The organism is Micromonospora sp. ZG13 (genome assembly GCF_059359355.1).
In genome coordinates, this window is record NZ_JCADBQ010000003.1 from 236,503 (window position 1) to 255,063 (window position 18,561).

Here is an 18,561-nt window from a genome sequence, read left to right on the forward strand (position 1 = left end):
GGGGCCGGCACCGAGGGTCAGCGTCCCGGGTGGAGATCGAGGACGTCGTCCCCGTCGTGCGCGCCGGAGGGTGCGGCACCCGCGCGGCGGCCGAGGAGCACCACGTACGCCAGGAAGGCGAGCCAGACGGCGGCGCCCACGGCGACGCGCAGCGGGACCGGCACGGGCGCCGGGGTCACGAACGCCTCGATGACGGCGGAGACCGCGAAGAGCCCCACCAGCCCGACCGCGACCAGGACTCCCTCGCGGCCGGCCCGGGCCACCGCCTGCCCCCGGGTGAGCTGTGTCGGTGGCGCGATCCAGGACCAGCCGATGCGCAGGCCCACGCCGGCGGCCACGAAGACCCCGGTGAGTTCCAGCAGCCCGTGCGGGGTGATCAGGCCGAAGAAGACGTCCGCGCGGCCGTAGGCGACCATCACCCCGCCGACCACGCCGATGTTGAGGGCGTTCTGCCAGAGCAGGTAGAGCACCGGCACGATCAGCACCCCGGCGGCGAGGCACTGGGCGGCGAGCCAGGCGTTGTGCGTCCACAGGTGGAAGGCGAAGGTCGGCGCGGCGTACTCGGTGTAGTAGCCGGCGAACCCGGACTCGACCAGGTCGGCGGCCGCCTCGTCGCCGATGAAGGCCGCCGCCGTCTGCGGGTTGTCGGCCACGTACCAGATCAGGAAGAGGCTGAGCAGGGTGAAGCCCGTCGCCACCCCGCACCACCAGGGCCAGGCGCGGTAGACGGCGGCGGGGAAGCCGGCCACGAGGAACCGCCCGACCGCCGCCCACGACGGGCGCGGTCGGCCGGTGAGCCGGGCGCGGGCACGCAGCACCACCTGGGAGAGCTGGCTGACCAGCGCCGGGTCGGGTGAGCGGCTGCGCAGCACCGACAGCTGGGTGGTGGCCCGCTGGTAGAGGGCGACCAGCTCGTCGACCTCGGCGGCGTCGAGCCGGCCGCGCCCGGAGAGCTCCTCCAGCCGTCGCCACTGTCCGCCGTGTTCCGCGACGTACGCGTCGAGATCCACCGTCACCCCCGTCCGGGGATCATAGTGTTCACTGTCGGGGTGAGAGCACAACCGCGACCCGCACCGTGGGCAGACGCCGGGCTGGTCAGCGGAGAGGCCGTGGAACTGGACGTCCGGGCCGCCCGGATCGGCTCCCGGGTGCTCGCGCTGCTGCTCGACGTCCTGGCCCAGGCGGCCCTCATGCTGGCGCTGTCCATGAGCGTCGGCGCCGCGCTCCTCGGCCTGCCCGACGGGCTGGTCGACGGCGCCCTGGCCGGCGGGCTCGCGACGGTGGGCCTGATCCTGGTGCTGGTCGGCTACCCGGTGCTGTGCGAGCGCTTCAACCACGGCCGCACGCTGGGCAAGATGGCCGTCGGGCTGCGCGTGGTCAGCGCCGACGGCGCCCCGGTCGCCGCGCGGCAGTCGTTGATCCGGGCGCTGGTCGGCGTGGCCGTGGAGTGGCCCGGCCTGGTGCTGCCGCTGCTGAGCTGGGTGGCCGGGGTGTCGGTGATGCTGACCGACCGGCGCGGGCGTCGGCTGGGCGACCTGGTGGCGGGCACGCTGGTCGTGCACACCCGCGCGGCGACCGCCTGGCGGCCGGTTCCGACGGCGGTGCCCGCGCTGGCCGGCTGGGCCTGCACGGCGGACCTCAGCCGGCTGGACGACGGCCTGGCGTTGGCCGCCCGGCAGTACCTGGCGCGGGTGCACCAGCTCGCGGAGCCGGCGCGCGGGCGGCTGGGGCGCGGCCTGTGGACCGAGGTCTCCGCGGTGATCGCGCCGCCCCCGCCCGCGGGCATGCCCGAGTCGGTCTACCTGGCCGCGGTCCTCGGCGAGCGACACCGACGGGCGCGGTACCGGCTGGCGTTCGGCCGGACGGCCGCCGCGTCGCTCTGGCCCGAACTGGTGCTCGCGCCGCCCGCACCCGCGAACCCGATCCGGCCGCCGGCGCCCGACCTCGCGCCGGTGCCCCGGACCGCCATGCCGGCGCAGGCCACGCCCGCGCAGGCCGTGGCGGCGCGGGCCGTTCCGGCGGTACGGCCCGCGGCTGCCCCGTCGGCGTGGGACGGCGGCGGGTCGGTCCCCGACGCCGGCAGCTGAGCGGGCTGGACGGTCGCCCCGAACCGTCCGGGGGGAGGCGGGCCGCGCGTCGATTGTGGCAGGATCCGGCTCGCCCCTACCGAGACAGGATCACCGTGGCCGACGACCTGTTCACCCCCACGATCGCGCCGGCGGCGTACGAGACGCGGCGCCCGCCGTGGCGGCCCCAGTCGTTGATCTTTCCCGCCGTCTTCGGCGGCCCGACGGCCGTCACCGTGCTCGCCCTGCTCAACGGGCGCCGGCTCGGAGTGTCCCGCCCGGCACAGTTGGCGGTGCTCGGCACCGGGCTGGCCGGGCTGCTCGCCCGGCTGACGATGACGCTCGCGATCGTCGACGACGGGGCCGGCCGACCCGTACGGCTGGTGGGGGCGCTGGCCGGCGCGCTGGTCTGGCTGGTGGCCGCCGCCACGCAGAAGCGCCCGTTCCGGTCGTACGAGCTGCGTGGCGGCCAGCCCGCGTCGTTGTGGCTGCCCGGCCTCGGGGCGGTGCTGGTGCTCGGCTTCACCGAGGCCGTCCTGGTCTTCCTGGTGGCCGTCGCGTGACCGGCCCGGAGACGCAGCTCGCCCGGGTCGCCCACCTGCTGGAGGTGAACCGCCCGGAGCAGGCCCTGACGGAGGTCGACCGGCTGCCCGCCCCGCTGTCCACCAGCCGGCTCGCGTTCCGGCTGCGGGCGGGCGCGCTGACCGTGCTCGACCGCTGGGACGACGTGGTGACCGTGGCGCGGCAGGGGCTCGCCGAGCACGGCCCGGACGCCGAACTGCTCGGCCGGCTCGGCCTCGCGCTGCGCCACCGCCGCGAGCACGCCCTCGCCGAGCGGGCGCTGCTCGACGCGCTCGCCATCGAGCCGGAGAACCCGTGGCTGCTCTGCCAGTACGCCGACCTCTGCTTGGCCGCCGGCCAGCCGGACAAGGCGGAACGCCTGGTGGCCCGCGCGGCGGCGATCGCGCCGGACGCGCCGGCCGTCTTCGCCTCGCGGTTCCAGCTCGCGTACGCCCGGGGTGACGACCGGGCGGCCGAGCGGGTGGCCCGGGAGTTCCTCGGGGCGTGGCCGGGCAACCCCGTGGCCCTCGCCCTGCACGGCGTCGCCGCCGCCCAGCGCGGCCGGGTGGGCGCCGCGCACCGCGCCTTCGGGCAGGCGTCGGCACAGGACCCGACCGACGCCGACTACGCCGACGCCGCCTGGGAGACCCGGGTGTACGCGCACCCGCTGCTGCTGCCGTTGCGTCCGCTCTACCGGCTGGGGATCCTGCGCACCTGGCTGCTCGCGGTCGGCGTGATCGTGCTGCTCTCGGCGGCCGGCCTGGACGTGCTCGGCGGCCTGTTCGCCCTGGCCTGGATGCTCTTCTGCGTCTGGTCGTGGATCGCTCCGCCGCTGGTCCGCCGGATGGTGCTCGGCCGGTGGCGGTCGTGAGGGCGTTCGGGCCGTGGCTGGCCGTCCTCGCCGTGGTGCTGCTGCTCGACGCGCTGCGCCTGCGCGTGCTGGCCGCCGTGGTGTCGGTGGCGTGGCTCGCCTGGTGCGTGTGGAGCTGGGTCCGCCCCGCCCGCCGCCGCTCGCACCGGGACTGACCGCCCGGCGGCACGCGTCCGCCCGCGCGGCAACGCCGGCCGGCTCGCCCCCGTGCCGGCGGCGCGCCCGCCCCCGGAAAAGCCGACCGGGCCGGCCGCTCGGCGGGGAGCGGTCGGCCCGGTCGGTGCGGCCGGGATCAGTACCGGTAGTGCTCCGGCTTGAACGGGCCCTCCACGGAGACGCCGAGGTAGGACGCCTGCTCCTTGGTCAGGGTGCTCAGCTTGGCGCCGAGCGCCTCGAGGTGCAGCCGGGCGACCTTCTCGTCGAGGTGCTTGGGCAGCACGTAGACGCCGATCGGGTATTCCTCGGTCTTGGTGAACAGCTCGATCTGGGCGATCGTCTGGTTGGCGAACGAGTTCGACATCACGAAGCTCGGGTGGCCGGTGGCGTTGCCCAGGTTCAGCAGGCGGCCCTCCGACAGCACGATGATGGCGTGCCCGTCGGCGAACTTCCAGAGGTCGACCTGCGGCTTGATGTTGACCCGCTCGACGTCGGAACGCTTCGCCAGGCCGGCCATGTCGATCTCGTTGTCGAAGTGGCCGATGTTGCCGACGATGGCCTGGTGCTTCATCCGGGCCATGTGCTCGTTGGTGATGACGTCGAAGCAGCCGGTGGCGGTGATGAAGATGTCGGCCTGCTCGACCACGTCGTCCAGGGTGGCGACCTGGTAGCCGTCCATCGCCGCCTGGAGTGCGCAGATCGGGTCGACCTCGGTCACCACGACCCGGGCGCCCTGCCCGCGCAGCGACTCGGCGCAGCCCTTGCCGACGTCGCCGTAGCCGAGCACGACCGCCATCTTGCCGCCGATCAGCACGTCGGTGGCGCGGTTGATGCCGTCGATCAGCGAGTGGCGGCAGCCGTACTTGTTGTCGAACTTGCTCTTCGTCACCGAGTCGTTGACGTTGATGGCGGGGAAGAGCAGGGTGCCGGCCCGGTGCATCTCGTAGAGCCGGTGCACGCCGGTGGTGGTCTCCTCGGTCACGCCCTTGATGCCGGCGGCGATCCGGGTCCACCGCTGGCCGTCCTCGGCGAGCGAGCGGTGGAGCACGCCGAGGATGACCGCGTACTCCTCGGAGTCGGCGGACTCGACCGGCGGGACGGCGCCGGCCTTCTCGAACTCGGCGCCCTTGTGCACCAGCAGGGTGGCGTCGCCGCCGTCGTCGAGGATCATGTTCGGGCCCTGCCCGTCGGGCCAGGTGAGCACCCGCTCGGTGCACCACCAGTACTCCTCCAGGCTCTCGCCCTTCCAGGCGTAGACCGGAACGCCGGCCGGGGCCTCGGGGGTGCCGTCGGGGCCGACCACGATCGCGGCGGCGGCGTGGTCCTGGGTGGAGAAGATGTTGCAGGACGCCCAGCGGACCTGCGCGCCGAGCGCGACCAGGGTCTCGATCAGGACGGCGGTCTGGATGGTCATGTGCAGCGACCCGGTGATCCGGGCACCGGCGAGCGGCTGGGCGTCGGCGAACTCACGACGGATCGCCATCAGGCCGGGCATCTCGTGCTCGGCGAGCTGGATCTCCTTGCGCCCGAACTCGGCGAGCGACAGATCCGCCACCTTGTAGTCGCCCTCGGCGAGAGTGCTCGGCCGGGCCTCGGACGGCGTGCCACTGGCGGACGCCGGGAGGGTGCTGGTCATGGAATCTCCTGTCGGACGATGTGCTGCGCGACCATTCACCTTACGCTCGCGAGCCGCCGCCGCGAGGACCGGCCGGGTGAAGAGGACACGAAGACATCGGCGGACAGCGCACGGGGCGACCGGTCGTGGACGAAGTCCCGTCCATGGCCGCCCGCCCCGTGCATCCCCCCGGTTTGGTTCCCCCGCGCGCGTTCTCGGACCGTCGTCGCGATAACGCTGCGTACCCATAGAGTCACACTGCGCCAAGGGAGAGTCAAGCTATTCCGGAAAAGTCGGACTCGTGTCGCCGCCCCGGGCGCCGGTCAGCGCAGGCCGCAGCTCGCGACGTACGCCTCCCCCGCGCCGCCCACCCGCAGCGCTCCGGCGGTCGCGCTGCCGACGGCGGCCCGACCGGGCCCGAGCGTCACCGCGCCGGCCCCATCGTCGACCGAGACCTCGCCGGAGCGGCAGAGCACCACCCGGGGCCCCGGCACCTCGACCGTCACCTGCGGCAGCCCCGCGTCCACCGTCACCCGGTGCAGCGCGAAGTCCTCCACCGGCACCGGCCAGGTGACCAGCCCCGGGGCCACCTCCAGCGGCGGCACCACCGGGTCGTGGAGCACCTCGAAGCGCAGCACCCGCAGCAGCTCCTCGACGTCCACCCGCTTCGGCGTCAGCCCGCCGCGCAGCACGTTGTCGCTGGCCGCCATGATCTCCACGCCGGTCCCGCGCAGGTAGGCATGCAGGTTGCCGGCCGGCATCCAGATCGCCTCGCCGGGCGCCAGCCGCACCCGGTTGAGCAGCATCGCCACCAGCACCCCGGGGTCGCCCGGGTAGGCCGCGGCCAGGTTCCGAGCCAGCTCCGCGTCAGGCCCCGCGACCGGCGCCGACGCCACGGCCGCCACCAGCGCGTCGCGCCGGTCGACCGGCCAGGTCAGCAGCAGCCGTACGGCCTCGCGCAGGCCGGCCGGGCCGGTGCGCAGCGCCGCCAGCACCGGCTCCAGCGGGGGTACGCCGAAACCGGTCAGCACCGCCGCCGAGGCGGCCGGGTCCCGGAAACCGCAGAGCGCCTCCATCGGCGAGAGCGCCACCAGCAGCTCCGGCTTGTGGTACGGGTCGACGTAGTTGCGCTGCCCGTCGGGGCGGGCCGCGTCGGCGGCGTGCCCGGCGCGGGCCTGCTCGGCGTCCGGGTGCGCCTGGAGGCTCAGCGGGGCGTCGGCGGCGAGCACCTTGAGCAGGAACGGCAGCCGGGTGCCGAACCGGCCGACCAGCCGCTCGCCGAGCCAGTGGTCCGGCTCGGCGAGCAGCAGGTCGGTCAGGCTCACCCGGTTGCCGTCGCGGTCGACCGCGGCCGGGGCGCCCGGGTGGGCGCCCAGCCACAGTTCGGCCTCCGGGCCGTCGCTCGGCACCGGCCGCCCCTGCAACTCGGCGATGGCCGAGCGGGACCCCCAGGCGTAGTCGCGGATCGGACCGTGCAGCAGTTCCACCGGTCAGCTCCCGGGCCGCCCGGCGGCCTCACCCGGCTCGGCCCCCGCCGCGGCGGACGACGCCGCGCCGGCGCCCGCACGCTCGGCGGCGACGCTGTAGATGTCCGGCTCCAGGTAGATCACCCGGGCCGTCGGCACGGCGGCGCGGATCCGGGTCTCGACGGTGTTGATGCTGCGGGCCAGCACCTCCGCGGTGACGCCCGCCGGCACGGCCACCTTGGCGGCCACCATCAGCTCCTCAGGACCGAGGTAGAGCGTCTTCATGTGGATGATCCGCTCGAACTCCGGCCCGTCGGTGACCGCCTTCTCGATCACCGCGACGTCCTGCGCCTCGGCGCCCTCGCCGAGCAGCAGACTCTTGGTCTCGATGGCGAGGATGATCGCGATCGCCACCAGCAGCACACCGATCATCGCGGTGCCGACCGCGTCCCACCGGCCGTTGCCGGTGATCAGCGTCATGCCGACGCCGAAGAGCGCGAAGACCAGACCGACCAGCGCGCCCAGGTCCTCCAGCAGCACCACCGGCAGCTCGGGGGCCTTGGCCCGCCGCACGAACTTCACCCAGGACTGGTTGCCCCGGACGAGGTTGGACTCGACGATCGCGGTGCGGAAGGAGAACGTCTCCATGATGATCGCCGCCACCAGCACCACGACCGGCACCCAGTGCCACGAGGTGATGCCCTCCTCGTGCGACCACTTGTGGTACGCCTCGTAGAGGGCGAACAGGCCACCGACGCTGAACAGCACGATGGACACGATGAACGCGTAGATGTAGCGCTCCCGGCCGTAGCCGAAGGGGTGCTGCGGGGTGGCCGCACGCTTGGCCCGCCGTCCACCGAGCAGCAGCAGACCCTGGTTGCCGGAGTCGGCCACCGAGTGGATCGACTCCGCCAGCATCGACGACGATCCGGTCAGCAGGAACGCGACGAACTTGGTGACGGCGATGCCGGCGTTGGCCAGCAGGGCGGCGACGATCGCCTTCGTACCACCGTTGGCGCTCACGCGGTCGCTCCGTCGCGTCGCGCGGCCCCGCCGGGCGTCGGCGCGGTGCGCCGCTCGGCCCGTTCCCTGCTATCGCTCACTGGTTTGCCAGCTCCTTCATTTCCGTGATGGCCGGTACGGCCATCGGGTCCAGTCCGTGGGCCAGGGCGAGGTAGATCGAGGCGAAGTCCGGCACGGCGACCAGCGAGGCGAGCCGTTCCAGCGCGGAGCCGCCCTCGGCTGTCACCACGTCGCAGCGCACGCCCCGCCGCTCGGCGAGGGTCTGTACCGCGTCCGCGCGGCGCTCCTCGACGTCGAGCGGCTCGTCGGCGTCGTCCTCCGGGTTCAGCCCGCCGTCGCGCAGCAGGACCAACCGCAGCCGGGTGCCCGACGGCTCCTCCTCGTCGGGGTCGGCGAAGATGTCCCGCTCCCCCTCCGCCAGGCCGCCGAAGACGCCGTCGAGCAGGCCGACCCGACCACGCCCCGCCTCGCCGAGCGCACCGCTGACCACCGGGTAGCGGGCGTTGGCGGACAGGGTGTCGCCGAAGCGGCGGGCCGCGACGGTCGCCAGCGGCGACGAGCCCCAGACGATCGGCACCGAGCCGGCCAGGCCCAGGGCCAGCGACTTCGCCGGGTTGACGAAGGACTCGGCCGTCGGACGGCAGCGGTCGGCCTCCGCGTCCAGCCGGGCCGCGGTCTCCGCCAGGTCCGCCTCGTTGACCTTCACGAGGCCGAGCGTACGGGCGGCGAGCAGGACCGGCACGGTGAGCGCCCAGAGGCTGGCCCGGGCCGGGGCGCGCCGGGGCACCGGGATGAACGGCGCCCGGGCCCGCTCGGCCACGGACTGCAACTGCGAGTCGGGCGCGCCGACGGCGACCAGCCGGGCGCCCCGCCGGTGCGCGGCCTCGGCGGCGCCCAGCGCCTCGGGGCTGCGGCCGGAGGCGCTGACGGCGATCACCACGTCGGCGGCGCCCACCCAGCCGGGCACGCCGGCGCTGCGGTGCGGGATGACCGGCACCGGGCAGCGCGGCCCGGCCACGGTGGCCAGCACGTCGCCCGTACGCCCGGCGGTGCCGATGCCCGCGATGACGACCGCGCGGGGGCGGCCCTCGTCGGCGAGCACCTGGAGGTTGGCCTCGGCGGCCAGGGCGGCCGTCTCGCGGACCTGCGCCCCGGCGGAGGCGGTGTGCCGCAGCATGCCGCCCGGGTCGTGCTCGGCCAGCGCGGCCGGGTCGTCGAGGAGTGCCTCGTCGGGCTCGCGGCGGCCGCTGACCCCGGCCGTACCGTCGATCATGACTGCTCCGAAGGGCCGCGCGCCTCGTCCAGCAGCAGCACCGGCACGTCGTCGCGGACCTCGAAGATCCGGCCGCACTCGGTGCAGGTCAGCGTCTGCGCCTGCGCGTCGTAGTCGAGCGGGGCGTGATGCGTGTCCGGACAGGCGAGGATTTCCAGCAACTGCGGGTCCAGGGCCACGGCGCGGCTCCTTCCACGTATGCGGTTTCACCGATCGACGGTGCCGACCGGCGCAGGCGATCCTATCGGCGAACCCGGTCGAGCACCTCGTCGCGGAGGGCGGTCATCCGCTCCCGGGTCGGGGCCTCCACGTTGAGCCGCAGCAGCGGCTCGGTGTTGGAGGCGCGCAGATTGAACCACGCGCCGTCCGGGAAGCGCAGGGTCAGCCCGTCCAGTTCGTCGGCGTCGGCCTGCGGGTACGCGGCCCGCACCTCGGCCACCTTGGCGGCCTGGTCGGCCACCGTCGAGTTGATCTCGCCGGAGGCGACGTAGCGCTCGTACTCGGCGGCCAGCACGGACAGCGGCAGCGACTGCTCGCCCAGGGCGGCCAGCGTGTGCAGCGCGGCCAGCATGCCGGTGTCGGCGAACCAGAAGTCGCGGAAGTAGTAGTGGGCCGAGTGCTCGCCGCCGAAGATCGCGTTCGTGCGGGCCATCTCCGCCTTGATGAAGGAGTGCCCGACACGCGCGACGACCGGCTCGCCGCCGTGCTCACGGATGATCTCCGGCACCGCCTTGGAGGTGATCAGATTGTGGATCACCGTCGAGCCGGGGTGCTTGGCCAGCTCACGGGCCGCCACCAGGGCGGTGATCGCCGACGGCGAGACCGGCTCGCCCCGCTCGTCCACCACGAAGCAGCGGTCGGCGTCGCCGTCGAACGCCAGGCCGATCTCGGCGCCGTGCTCGATCACCGCGCGCTGGAGGTCGACCAGGTTGGCCGGGTCCAGCGGGTTGGCCTCGTGGTTGGGGAAGGTGCCGTCCAGCTCGAAGTAGAGCGGCACGATCTCCAGCGGCAGCGCCGGCAGGACGGTGTCGCCGAGCACGGCCGGAACGGTGTAGCCACCCATGCCGTTGCCCGCGTCGACGACCACCTTCAGCGGACGGATGCCGGAGAGGTCGACCAGCTGCCGCAGGTACGCCGCGTAGTCGGCCAGCAGGTCCCGGCGCTCGGCCGGCGCGGCCGACGCGTCGGCCGGGCGGGCCTCGTCCTTGTCCAGCAGGGCCTGCGCCCGCTCGCGGATCTCGGCCAGCCCGGTGTCCTGCCCGATCGGGCGGGCCCCGGAGCGGCACATCTTGATGCCGTTGTACTGCGCCGGGTTGTGGCTGGCCGTGAACATCGCGCCGGGCAGCCCCAGCGCGCCGGAGGCGTAGTAGAGCATGTCGGTCGAGGCGAGGCCCAGCTCGATGACCCCGCGACCCTCGGCGCGTACGCCAGCGGCGAAGGCGGCGGCCAGACCCGGACCGGTGGCCCGCATGTCGTGCGCGACGAGCACTTCCCCGTTCTGCTCGCCGAAGCCGTTCAGCACCTGCGCGAAGGCCGCGCCGAGGGCCTCGGCGGCGCGCTCGTCCCACTGGTCCGGCACCGTCCCACGGACGTCGTAGGCCTTCACGATCTGGGACAGATCAGACACCGGTCTCGCTCCTTGCGCCGCAGGTCGTCAACGGCCTGAGCGTATCGGAGGGGCGCCGCGCGGCCCGGCTCAGCCGGGGAGCCGGGGCATGAACACGGTGTGGTCGCCACCGCCGGCCTCCGGCGGCGGGTCGCCAGGCTTGCGTTGACCGGGCGGCGTGGAGGTCGGCGGATCACTCGGCCCGCCCTGACCGGACGGCGCGGCCGGCGGCTGGCCGTACTGCCCCGCAGCCTGTGGCTGGCCGTACTCCCCGGGTGCCGCCGGTGGGCCGTACGGTCCCGGTGCTGCCGGCTGGCCGTACTGTCCCGGTGTCGCGGGTTGACCGTACTGCGCCGGTGCCGGGGGCGCCGACCTGGGGCTGGCAGGCGGGGCCGACACGGGCGGGGAGGCTGGGGCGCCGGGCACCACCTGGGTGGCCTCCGGCGTCGGGCGGCTGCCGTACACGCCGCCCGCCGAGCGCGGCGCGGGCGTGCCGCCGTACAGGCCGGGGGCGGGGGGTTGCTGGCCGTACACCTGACCGGGCGGGCCGGGAGCCACGGTCGGGCCCTGCCCGGAGCGGTAGGTGGTGCCGCCGGGGTTGCGGGGCAGCGGGACGTGGCCCGGGTCGCCGGCCGGCTCCTTGTCCGCCCGGGAGCGGCGGAAGAGCAGGACGATGAGCAGGATCCCGACGGCGACCATCGCGATGCCGAAGAACATGACCACCGAACCGCCCGAGGACTCCTCCTCGGCGGCGTTACTGACGGAGCCGGCCCCCCGGCCGGCGACGGCGGCCAGGCTCGGGTCCTCCGCGCCGGCCCGCACCTCGGTGGCGGTCGCGCTCGGGGTCGGCGACGGCTTCTTCGAGGGCTTCGGCGTCGGCGAGGCCGACGCCCGGCCGCCGACCACGCGGGACGCCTCGGCGCCCCGGCCCAGGGCCCGCCCGAGAGCGTCGCTGGCCACGCCGCTCACGGTCAGCCGACCGGCCGGCGCCTCCGCGGCGAACGCCACCCGGTAGCGCACCGTGATGCCCTTGCCCTTGCAGAGCCTCGGGTTCAGCGGTGAGGTGGCCGACGTCGCGGCGCTGCCGCGACCCCCCGAGAGCGGCACCGGGAACCAGCGTCCGCCCACGTTGACCTGCACGCTGGCCTGGTCGGCGCGCAGGCCGGCCAGGCGCAGCCCCACGGCGGTACGCAGCAGCACGCAGCCGTCGCTGCGCTTGCGCACCTCGATCGAGACGCCTCCGGCGGAACCGCCGGCGGTGAAGCTGCCCGCCGAACGCACCCGGACCGAGTCGCCCTCGGCGAGCGCCGGCGTCGCGCCGAGCGCCACCAGGCCGCCCAGCAACGTGCAGACCGTCGCGAGCCGCGCCGCGTGCCGACGTACCGCCATGATCACCTCGCCGTTCCTCCCCCGACGGGGGTCCGCCGGTCAGGCTACTACCGGGGCCTGTCAGGGCCCGGTCATAGAGCACTCCGGATGTGCGCCGTATTACCCGGCAGGCCGGTCGAGGCACCTGACCCGGCCGAACGGTCGCCTGCTGTCGGCCTCGGGGTCAACCGGCCCCTCGACGGCAGAGAACGGCGGTCCCGCCCGGTCCGGGTCGCCAAGCCGGCGGCGGCTTCCGGCGACGAGCGCGTCCGTCCGGGTCATCGGCGCGGCGGCGGGCCTCAGGCGCCCCGGGTGGTCGCTCCGGCGGCGGCCAGTGCGTCGCGGCAGAGCCGGTCGGCCGTACGGGTGGTCTCCGGCAGCCGGTAGCGCGGCGTCAACGCCAGCACCCGCGCGGTCGCCCCGTCGAGGCTCATCCGGTGGCCGACGCTGACGAAGACCGGCTTCACGCCGTCGCGGGTACGCAGCACCCGACCCACGATCTCGTCCCCGTCGCGCAACGGCGCCCACGCCCCCCGCCGGTCGGTCGGCGGCGTCCACTCGCCGAGCAGCGGCGTCTTGCCCACCCCGATCGCCGGCAGGCCGGTCACCACGCCCAGGTGACAGGCGAGCCCGAACCGGCGCGGATGGGCCAGCCCGTGCCCGTCGCAGACCAGCAGCTCGGGCCGCACGGTCAGCCGGTCGAGCGCGTCGAGCAGCGCGGGCAACTCGCGGAAGGCGAAGAGCCCCGGGACGTACGCGAACGCGGGCCGGCCCACGCTCACCGCCGAGTCGACCACCGCGAGGGTCCGGGCGTCGAGCACGGTCACGGCCGCCGCGAGCCGGTCACCGCTCTCGGCGTACGCCACGTCCAGCCCCGCCACCGTCGCGGGCTCGGCCGGGCCGGGCCCCACCAGGTCCACCAGCGGCCGCAACCGCTCCTGTACGGCCAGCGCCTCCGCCACGCTGCCCGGCACGACCGTCCGAGGGTCCGGCGCCCCGGTCGTCCCCACCCGCACGGCTCCGGGTTCGCCCGACGTCACGACGGCCCGTCGGTACGCGACCTGTCGGCGCCCTGCCCGTCGGTACCCGGCGTCCCGGCACCCTCCGGGCTGACTCTCTGCCGCTCGGCGCCCTGCTCGTGAGCGTTCTGCCCGTCGCCGTCCTCGCTGCCGGGATCGCTGACGGCGTCCTTACTGTCGTCGTCGCTGTCGGCACTGTCCTCGTCTTCGCTGTCGTCCTGGGTGCTGCCGGCGCCCAGGGCCACGGCGAAGGCGACGCCCATGGCGATACCGATTGCCACACCGGTGGCTCCGTCGAGGGCTGCCAGGCCGATGACCAGGCCGAGCATGAGGCCGACCGGCCACGCCCAGGCGTTGGACTGCCACCTCCCCGGGCCGGACGACTTCTGCCCATTGTCTGATTCAGCCATTTCGCCATGGTATTCCGGCTCGGCAAGCCGACCTGAATCTGGCCTCTCCGCGACGGCGGGTCACCAGCCGGCTGGGAGCAGGAGACGCACCTCGGTTCATACGTGACCGCTGGTCCCGCAGCACCTGACGAGCAGGCCCACCCATCGACCGTGTCGCCGCCTGAGCAGGGATGATCGTCGGGTGGAGGAACGAGTTCGACCAGCCGAAGCGCCGGGTGAAGGCATCCCTGGAGAGGGCGGTGGCTCGGTCGACGGAGAGTCAGCCATACCAGCGCCCCGAGCCAAGGCTCGACGAGCCGCAACAGGTTTCCGCAGCGCGCCAAGCTCAGGAAGAACTGCTTCCCTCCACCCCCAATGAAGGATCGGCTGCGGGGTCACCCGCCTGTTGAAGTTGTTCTTCGAACATGACGAAGGTCTTTCTTCGAATACCTGCCACCAACGCCGACTCGTGCGGCGTGAGCGGTCGCCGTTCCAGGTCCGCCTGCTCCACGATCGCGTTCACTGTCTCGTAAAGCGCGAAGATCGGGCCGGCGCCGCGGAGGTACCTCCCTCGGTCATGTTCGGCGTACTCGATGAACTCATTGCGGGACAACTCTTCGATCTCATCGCCGCCGACAAGGAGGATCTTCCTGACGAGATCGTCGGCTCGCTCCCAGCCGCCATCAGCTTTCGAAAGCTTCCATCCAATCACATGGCCCACTTCATCAGCTACCAGCTTGACGGGAGTCTCGTAATAGCTGAAGAAGGCCGGGAGACTGCCCGGAGGTCGGTGGCTCACCGCTCTCCCCCTCCTTCCTGGTGGCGCTCCAGGGCGAGCCGAAACGCTTCCTGCTCCTTGAGAGCAAGTCCGTCCCTGATAGCCAGCTCTCTTGTCGTCAAGGGACGACCCTGCGATTCTGCCATGGCGTCAAGGTCCCTACGCACCTCGTAAAGCGCGTGCTCCCACTCTGCCACCTCATCCAACGCAAGGAGTTGCAGGCGAAGTTCAGCGATGTGATCGTTTGACATCCGCAAACTTAACAGCACATCTCGGTACCCGCTCAACTGGGGCCCAAGGAAACGATCCTTCTTAGCTACCACCTCGACGTCGGGATCCTGACCGATTCGTGAGAGTGCCTGATACAGGTCGCTCAAGCTGTCGAACTGGATCCTGGCTCCGGCGAGATCTTTTAGAGACGAAACATCGTTCCCATATTCCCTTATCTTGTCGAGTACGCGCTGATGGTCCTTGGGCTTTTCGCGCCAGCTTGCCAAGCCACGCCCGCCGGCCATTCGTACCGCCAGTTCGTTGAGTTCCAGTTGAGCCACCGACGCTTCCCTGTAGAGATTGCTGAGGTAGTCCAACCGATAGTTCTCGTCTTCCTTCCAGGAAGGGTCGAAGCCGGGCTGGTGGACCTTCCGCTTCCGAGGACTAACCGAGTCGCTGAGCACCTTCAGCTCGTCACTCAGAGATCCCTCAGGTGGCCGCACCTCTACGGTGGGCACCGCTTCGGGACCGGACTTCTCGATGTGATCCAAGACAGACCCGAGGACGTTGACCGCCTGTTGCTGACTGGCGAGGTGATGCAGTGTCACGGGACGAGCCGTCAGCGAAGTGGCCAACTCAGGCGCAGCGAGGACCATCCGCGCCAGGTCAGGTCGCTGCCCCAACTGTCGGACGAGGTTCTCGGCCAACATCGGCTCGTCCTTGGGCGGCTGCCGCCACGTCTCGTCCAGCATCCGCTGCACGCGCGGATCCGCAAACAGCCGCGCCACGTCTTCAGCGCCCGCGTCGTCAAGTTGCGGTACGAGTCGCCGGAGTGCCGAGGGGTCTACGCCGGCCGCCACCTCGGCCGGCGTCACGCCAGCGGCGAAGACCCGTTCCAGGTCGGGCTCTGCGGCCAGGATCGCGCCGACGGCAATCGGATTCCCCGCCCGTTCCGCCTGCGCGCGTTCCCGCGCCGTCCGCAGGTCCTCGGACGGTGTGTCGCTGCGTTCGGGGGCCGGTCCCGCCTCGTCGGACTGTCGTGGGAGCCCTGGTGGCATCGACCCGTCGGACGGCGCCGCGCCGGGACCATCGAGCAGGTGCATGCGGTTGAGGAAGATCTCGCCGTAGCCCTGGTCGGTGTCGACGGGTGGGTACTCCGGCAGGTCCGGTCGCTGGCTGAACCGCCCCCGCCGCAGCCCGCCCAGCGGCATCGGTCTGCCGTCCGAACCGATCACCAGGACCTCGGTGTCGACGGCGTTGTGCGGATGCGGGACGCCGTGGTGCCGGTACAGCGGCGTCGTCGAAATGGCGCCGGTCTGCGGGTCGAGGTAGAGAATGGTGCCGTTCTGGTTGAGAGCGACCCAGATGTGGGAACCGCCCTGTTCCCAGTTGTTGACGATAAAGGCGAAGCTGCCGTGGCCCCCGAGGCGGAGCTGGTCGTGGAGGTTGCGGTATCCCGTGTCGATGGCCCGCTGCCGCTCAACACCCTGGATGTCCTCGGTCGGCTGGCAGAGACGCTGGAAGCGTCCTCCGGTGATGTCCTCCACCCGCCCGATGCCGTCGCGTTCGCCGTTGATGGGGCAGGTGATGTCGCCCGCCAGGTAGGCGTCGAAGGTGCGGGGCGCGGCCACCCGGGGGCGACCGTGCATCCAGGTGTCGAACATCGACAGGGTGCAGTCGATGCAGTTGATGCCGCGGGTCGGGTCGGCCTGCGGTCCGCCGTCGTTGACCAACCCGAACCAGCCACCCACTCGTGGGTCGGCGTTGCGCTGCACGCTTCCGTCAGGTGCTCGGGGCACCTGACGCTCGATGTCGGTCTGGTGCAGGGCCAGCGGCGGACGCAGACCGCCGGGCCGACCGTAGTTCCGGGACCGGTCGATCGGCGGCGGGTAGTCGTCGCCCGTCAGCGCCGAGCGGTCGACGGTCTCCACAGCACCGTACGCCAAGTCGCCGACGTCGTCGTTGATCCGGCGGAAGTCCGCGCCCTCGACGGCGACGACGCCCGGAGCCGCCACGCCGACGAGGACCCTTTCCGCCATGTCGTTCTGCTGGTGGTACCAGCGCTCCCGGTCACGGGCACCCATGAAGTAACGCTCGGCGGCAGCACGATGTCCGGCCTGTGCCAGGCGGCGCCCCTCGCTGATCAGCCACCGGGCTTCGTCCACGTTCCGTTCTGCGGCCAGACGTAGGCGCTCCGCGCTGTCCAGACGGCGATTCTTCTCATGATTAGTGCGCTGGTGCTCGAAGTGACCTCGGTAGCGGCGGCGCTCGAACGCGTCCTGGTCCGCAGCCCATCTCGCGGCGTACCACTCAGGGGTGCGCGGGCGCGGAGGTGGCTGTTCTGCGCCCCGTGACGGGTGTGCCGTCGCCTCAGGCTTTCGGTTTGTCGATGGAGGGTCCACGGGTGCTTCCGGTGCCACGCCTGAAACGCGTGTGGATTCCACCTGCACACCCACGGTTCTCGTCAATGTCTCGCCGCCCGTGGCCGACCCCGCAGTGGTCACCGGGATGGCGGCGAGCGATGAGTTGGCCGCAGGGCCGTTGGTGACAGGTCCGCCGGTCGTCAGCGGACTAGTCGCCGCAGCGGCTGTGTGCTGCGCGGCCAGTCCCGCGCCGGGTGCCGTTTCGCCGACGGGGCCAGGGGTCGCCGGCCCGGCAGGAGCAACTACCGGAGCCGCCGGCGGCGCGACGGAGGAGAGAGTCGGGTCGAGGGGAGCTTCGGGTGCCTGTACCTGAGCCGCCGGGAGGATGGTCCGGTCCGCAGGATCATCGCCGGGCATCGGCATTGGAGCTTTCCGTGCTTCCGCGAATGCTTCCTCACCTGCAGGAGCGGGCCTGTGCATGGCGGAGACGGCATCGGAGGCAGGAGCCGGCGGGCTGGCTGAACTACCACGCTGCTCGGGAATCTGGCTGAAGGATTCGGGTGCACCAGCAGTGGGAGACGGAAGCGTCCCGGCCGCCGCCCTGGGCTCGATCGACAAGGCATCACTGCCGGCTGCTGGCACTGACGAGGACGTCCCCGCCTCTGGCGTCGAGAGCGGTTGGCGGGACGTCTCCACGCCTGGCAGCGAACCGGTGTTGGAGGTCGAGGGCTGTGCCTGGGCCGCACCCTCCACCGGGAGGAGTGTCATTCCGGCCAGGGCGCTCATCTGGCCGTTGAGCCGCGCCTGCAACGCCGCGTCGGCCTGGGCGGTGGCGGAACCCCGGACACCGGACGCGGCCGCGCGGGCGGCGTCCTCCATCGAGGTCAGCCCCTGGCCCGTGGCCAGGCTCGCGGCCTGGTCTGCCATGACCTCGCCGGCCATCTCGCGGCCGAAGTGCTCCCCGATCCGGGCTCCCCGGCCGGTGGCGTGCCGCCCGAGACCGGCCAGCGGTGCCACCGCCCCGCCGGCCATACCGCCGAGCGCCGTGGTCCCCAGCTCCGTCACGTCCAGCCCGTGCCGGCGACCCGTCGAGTTCTGGTAGGCCTGGGTGGCAAGGTTGATGCCGCTCTCCTCGGCTGCCTCGGACACGCCGCTCAGCGCCGCTCGCCGGCTGAACCCTCGCACGCCGCCCTTCGTGACCTCCTTCGCGGCCCGCTCGCCGGCCTCCTTGAGCCCCTGCTTGATCGACTTGCGGGCGAGCTGTGCCATCAGCCGTTTGAAGATCTGCTGCACGATCAGCCTGGTGGCCGTGATCGCCGCCCCGGCGGCGGGCGAGGCAGCACCCGCGGTGAGCACGGCCGCGACGGCCAGCGCCAGCAACTCGACCACCAGGATGCCCAGCTCGATCCAGACCTCGAGCTTGGCGCCCTCGATGTCGCAGCCGCACTCCTCCACCAACCGACCCAGCTCCGTACTGACGGCCAGCAGCACCGGCAGCGGCGCCTCGTCGCCCTCCGCCACCCGCCGCCAGGCGCTGTCGAAGGCAGCGGCCACCGCCCCGACCCCGCCGTAGCCGCTGCGCACCTCCCCGGCCGCGGCCACCGCGTCGGCCCTCGGCCCCGCCAGGACGGTCGCCACCGCATACCACTGATCGGCGAGTTCCCAGACCGCCCGTTCGTTGCCCTCGGGCCACTCCACACCGATCACCCAGTCGAGGGCCTCGTAGACCCAGCCCGGCAACTGCCACGGCGAGTAGTCCAGCGGGTGCGGGATGGGGCTCGGCAACACACTCATCCG

General features: G+C 72.9%; 16 protein-coding genes. 4 read left to right on the forward strand and 12 right to left on the reverse strand.

Going from position 1 to position 18,561, the window contains the following annotated elements; all coding sequences use genetic code 11:
• Positions 1–17: 17 nt before the first annotated feature.
• Positions 18–1,010 carry a stage II sporulation protein M gene (locus AC5L34_RS08645; protein WP_441174294.1) on the reverse strand — a complete coding sequence of 331 codons (993 nt, stop codon included), beginning with the start codon at positions 1,008–1,010 and terminating at the stop codon, positions 18–20.
• Between the two features lie 99 nt (positions 1,011–1,109).
• Between AC5L34_RS08645 and AC5L34_RS08650 the strand changes: the two genes are divergently transcribed.
• From AC5L34_RS08650 to AC5L34_RS08665, 4 genes are all read left to right on the forward strand, one after another.
• A complete protein-coding gene (locus tag AC5L34_RS08650) occupies positions 1,110–2,087 on the forward strand; it encodes an RDD family protein (RefSeq protein WP_494824393.1) in 978 nt (325 codons plus the stop codon).
• Positions 2,088–2,182: 95 nt separating this feature from the next.
• Positions 2,183–2,629, forward strand: a complete 447-nt coding sequence (locus AC5L34_RS08655) for a hypothetical protein (RefSeq protein ID WP_494824395.1) — start codon at positions 2,183–2,185, stop codon at positions 2,627–2,629.
• Positions 2,626–3,498 (forward strand): tetratricopeptide repeat protein, encoded by an 873-nt coding sequence (locus AC5L34_RS08660; RefSeq protein ID WP_494824397.1) that lies wholly within the window; start codon positions 2,626–2,628, stop codon positions 3,496–3,498. The genes AC5L34_RS08655 and AC5L34_RS08660 overlap by 4 nt, the downstream gene beginning before the upstream one ends.
• Positions 3,486–3,653, forward strand: a complete 168-nt coding sequence (locus AC5L34_RS08665; protein ID WP_441174298.1) for a hypothetical protein — start codon at positions 3,486–3,488, stop codon at positions 3,651–3,653. Before AC5L34_RS08660 ends, AC5L34_RS08665 begins: the two co-directional genes overlap by 13 nt.
• A gap of 137 nt (positions 3,654–3,790) precedes the next feature.
• Here AC5L34_RS08665 and ahcY read toward each other — a convergent pair whose 3' ends face one another.
• The 11 genes from ahcY to AC5L34_RS08720 form a co-directional block, all read right to left on the reverse strand.
• Positions 3,791–5,290: an adenosylhomocysteinase gene (gene ahcY / locus AC5L34_RS08670; RefSeq protein WP_089001900.1), complete on the reverse strand. Its 1,500-nt coding sequence runs from the start codon at positions 5,288–5,290 to the stop codon at positions 3,791–3,793.
• Between the two features lie 302 nt (positions 5,291–5,592).
• Positions 5,593–6,756 (reverse strand): mannose-6-phosphate isomerase, class I, encoded by a 1,164-nt coding sequence (manA, locus tag AC5L34_RS08675; RefSeq protein ID WP_441174299.1) that lies wholly within the window; start codon positions 6,754–6,756, stop codon positions 5,593–5,595.
• Positions 6,757–6,759: 3 nt separating this feature from the next.
• Positions 6,760–7,758: a cation diffusion facilitator family transporter gene (locus AC5L34_RS08680; protein ID WP_441174300.1), complete on the reverse strand. Its 999-nt coding sequence runs from the start codon at positions 7,756–7,758 to the stop codon at positions 6,760–6,762.
• A gap of 76 nt (positions 7,759–7,834) precedes the next feature.
• Positions 7,835–9,031 carry an SIS domain-containing protein gene (locus AC5L34_RS08685; RefSeq protein ID WP_334609861.1) on the reverse strand — a complete coding sequence of 399 codons (1,197 nt, stop codon included), beginning with the start codon at positions 9,029–9,031 and terminating at the stop codon, positions 7,835–7,837.
• Positions 9,028–9,210, reverse strand: coding sequence for a Trm112 family protein (locus tag AC5L34_RS08690; protein ID WP_121396478.1), 183 nt, complete (start codon positions 9,208–9,210; stop codon positions 9,028–9,030). Before AC5L34_RS08690 ends, AC5L34_RS08685 begins: the two co-directional genes overlap by 4 nt.
• Positions 9,211–9,272: 62 nt before the next feature.
• A complete protein-coding gene (locus tag AC5L34_RS08695; RefSeq protein WP_441174301.1) occupies positions 9,273–10,658 on the reverse strand; it encodes a phosphomannomutase/phosphoglucomutase in 1,386 nt (461 codons plus the stop codon).
• Between the two features lie 69 nt (positions 10,659–10,727).
• Positions 10,728–12,026, reverse strand: coding sequence for a hypothetical protein (locus AC5L34_RS08700; protein ID WP_441174648.1), 1,299 nt, complete (start codon positions 12,024–12,026; stop codon positions 10,728–10,730).
• Between the two features lie 278 nt (positions 12,027–12,304).
• A complete protein-coding gene (gene nfi / locus AC5L34_RS08705) occupies positions 12,305–12,979 on the reverse strand; it encodes a deoxyribonuclease V (protein WP_441174302.1) in 675 nt (224 codons plus the stop codon).
• A gap of 62 nt (positions 12,980–13,041) precedes the next feature.
• Positions 13,042–13,434, reverse strand: a complete 393-nt coding sequence (locus tag AC5L34_RS08710) for a hypothetical protein (RefSeq protein ID WP_441174303.1) — start codon at positions 13,432–13,434, stop codon at positions 13,042–13,044.
• A 325-nt stretch (positions 13,435–13,759) separates the two neighbouring features.
• Positions 13,760–14,212, reverse strand: a complete 453-nt coding sequence (locus AC5L34_RS08715; RefSeq protein ID WP_441174304.1) for a hypothetical protein — start codon at positions 14,210–14,212, stop codon at positions 13,760–13,762.
• Complete coding sequence (locus AC5L34_RS08720) at positions 14,209–18,558, reverse strand: toxin glutamine deamidase domain-containing protein (protein ID WP_494824402.1); 4,350 nt, start codon at positions 18,556–18,558, stop codon at positions 14,209–14,211. Before AC5L34_RS08720 ends, AC5L34_RS08715 begins: the two co-directional genes overlap by 4 nt.
• Positions 18,559–18,561 lie beyond the last annotated feature (3 nt).

What these genes read in the sequence shown, in the direction of transcription:
- ahcY (WP_089001900.1), bottom strand. Translation starts at nt 5,290, where the DNA reads ATGACCAGCACCCTCCCGGCGTCCGCCAGTGGCACGCCGTCCGAGGCC.
- AC5L34_RS08685 (WP_334609861.1), bottom strand. Translation starts at nt 9,031, where the DNA reads ATGATCGACGGTACGGCCGGGGTCAGCGGCCGCCGCGAGCCCGACGAG.
- AC5L34_RS08700 (WP_441174648.1), bottom strand. Translation starts at nt 12,026, where the DNA reads ATGGCGGTACGTCGGCACGCGGCGCGGCTCGCGACGGTCTGCACGTTG.
- AC5L34_RS08710 (WP_441174303.1), bottom strand. Translation starts at nt 13,434, where the DNA reads ATGGCTGAATCAGACAATGGGCAGAAGTCGTCCGGCCCGGGGAGGTGG.
- AC5L34_RS08720 (WP_494824402.1), bottom strand. Translation starts at nt 18,558, where the DNA reads ATGAGTGTGTTGCCGAGCCCCATCCCGCACCCGCTGGACTACTCGCCG.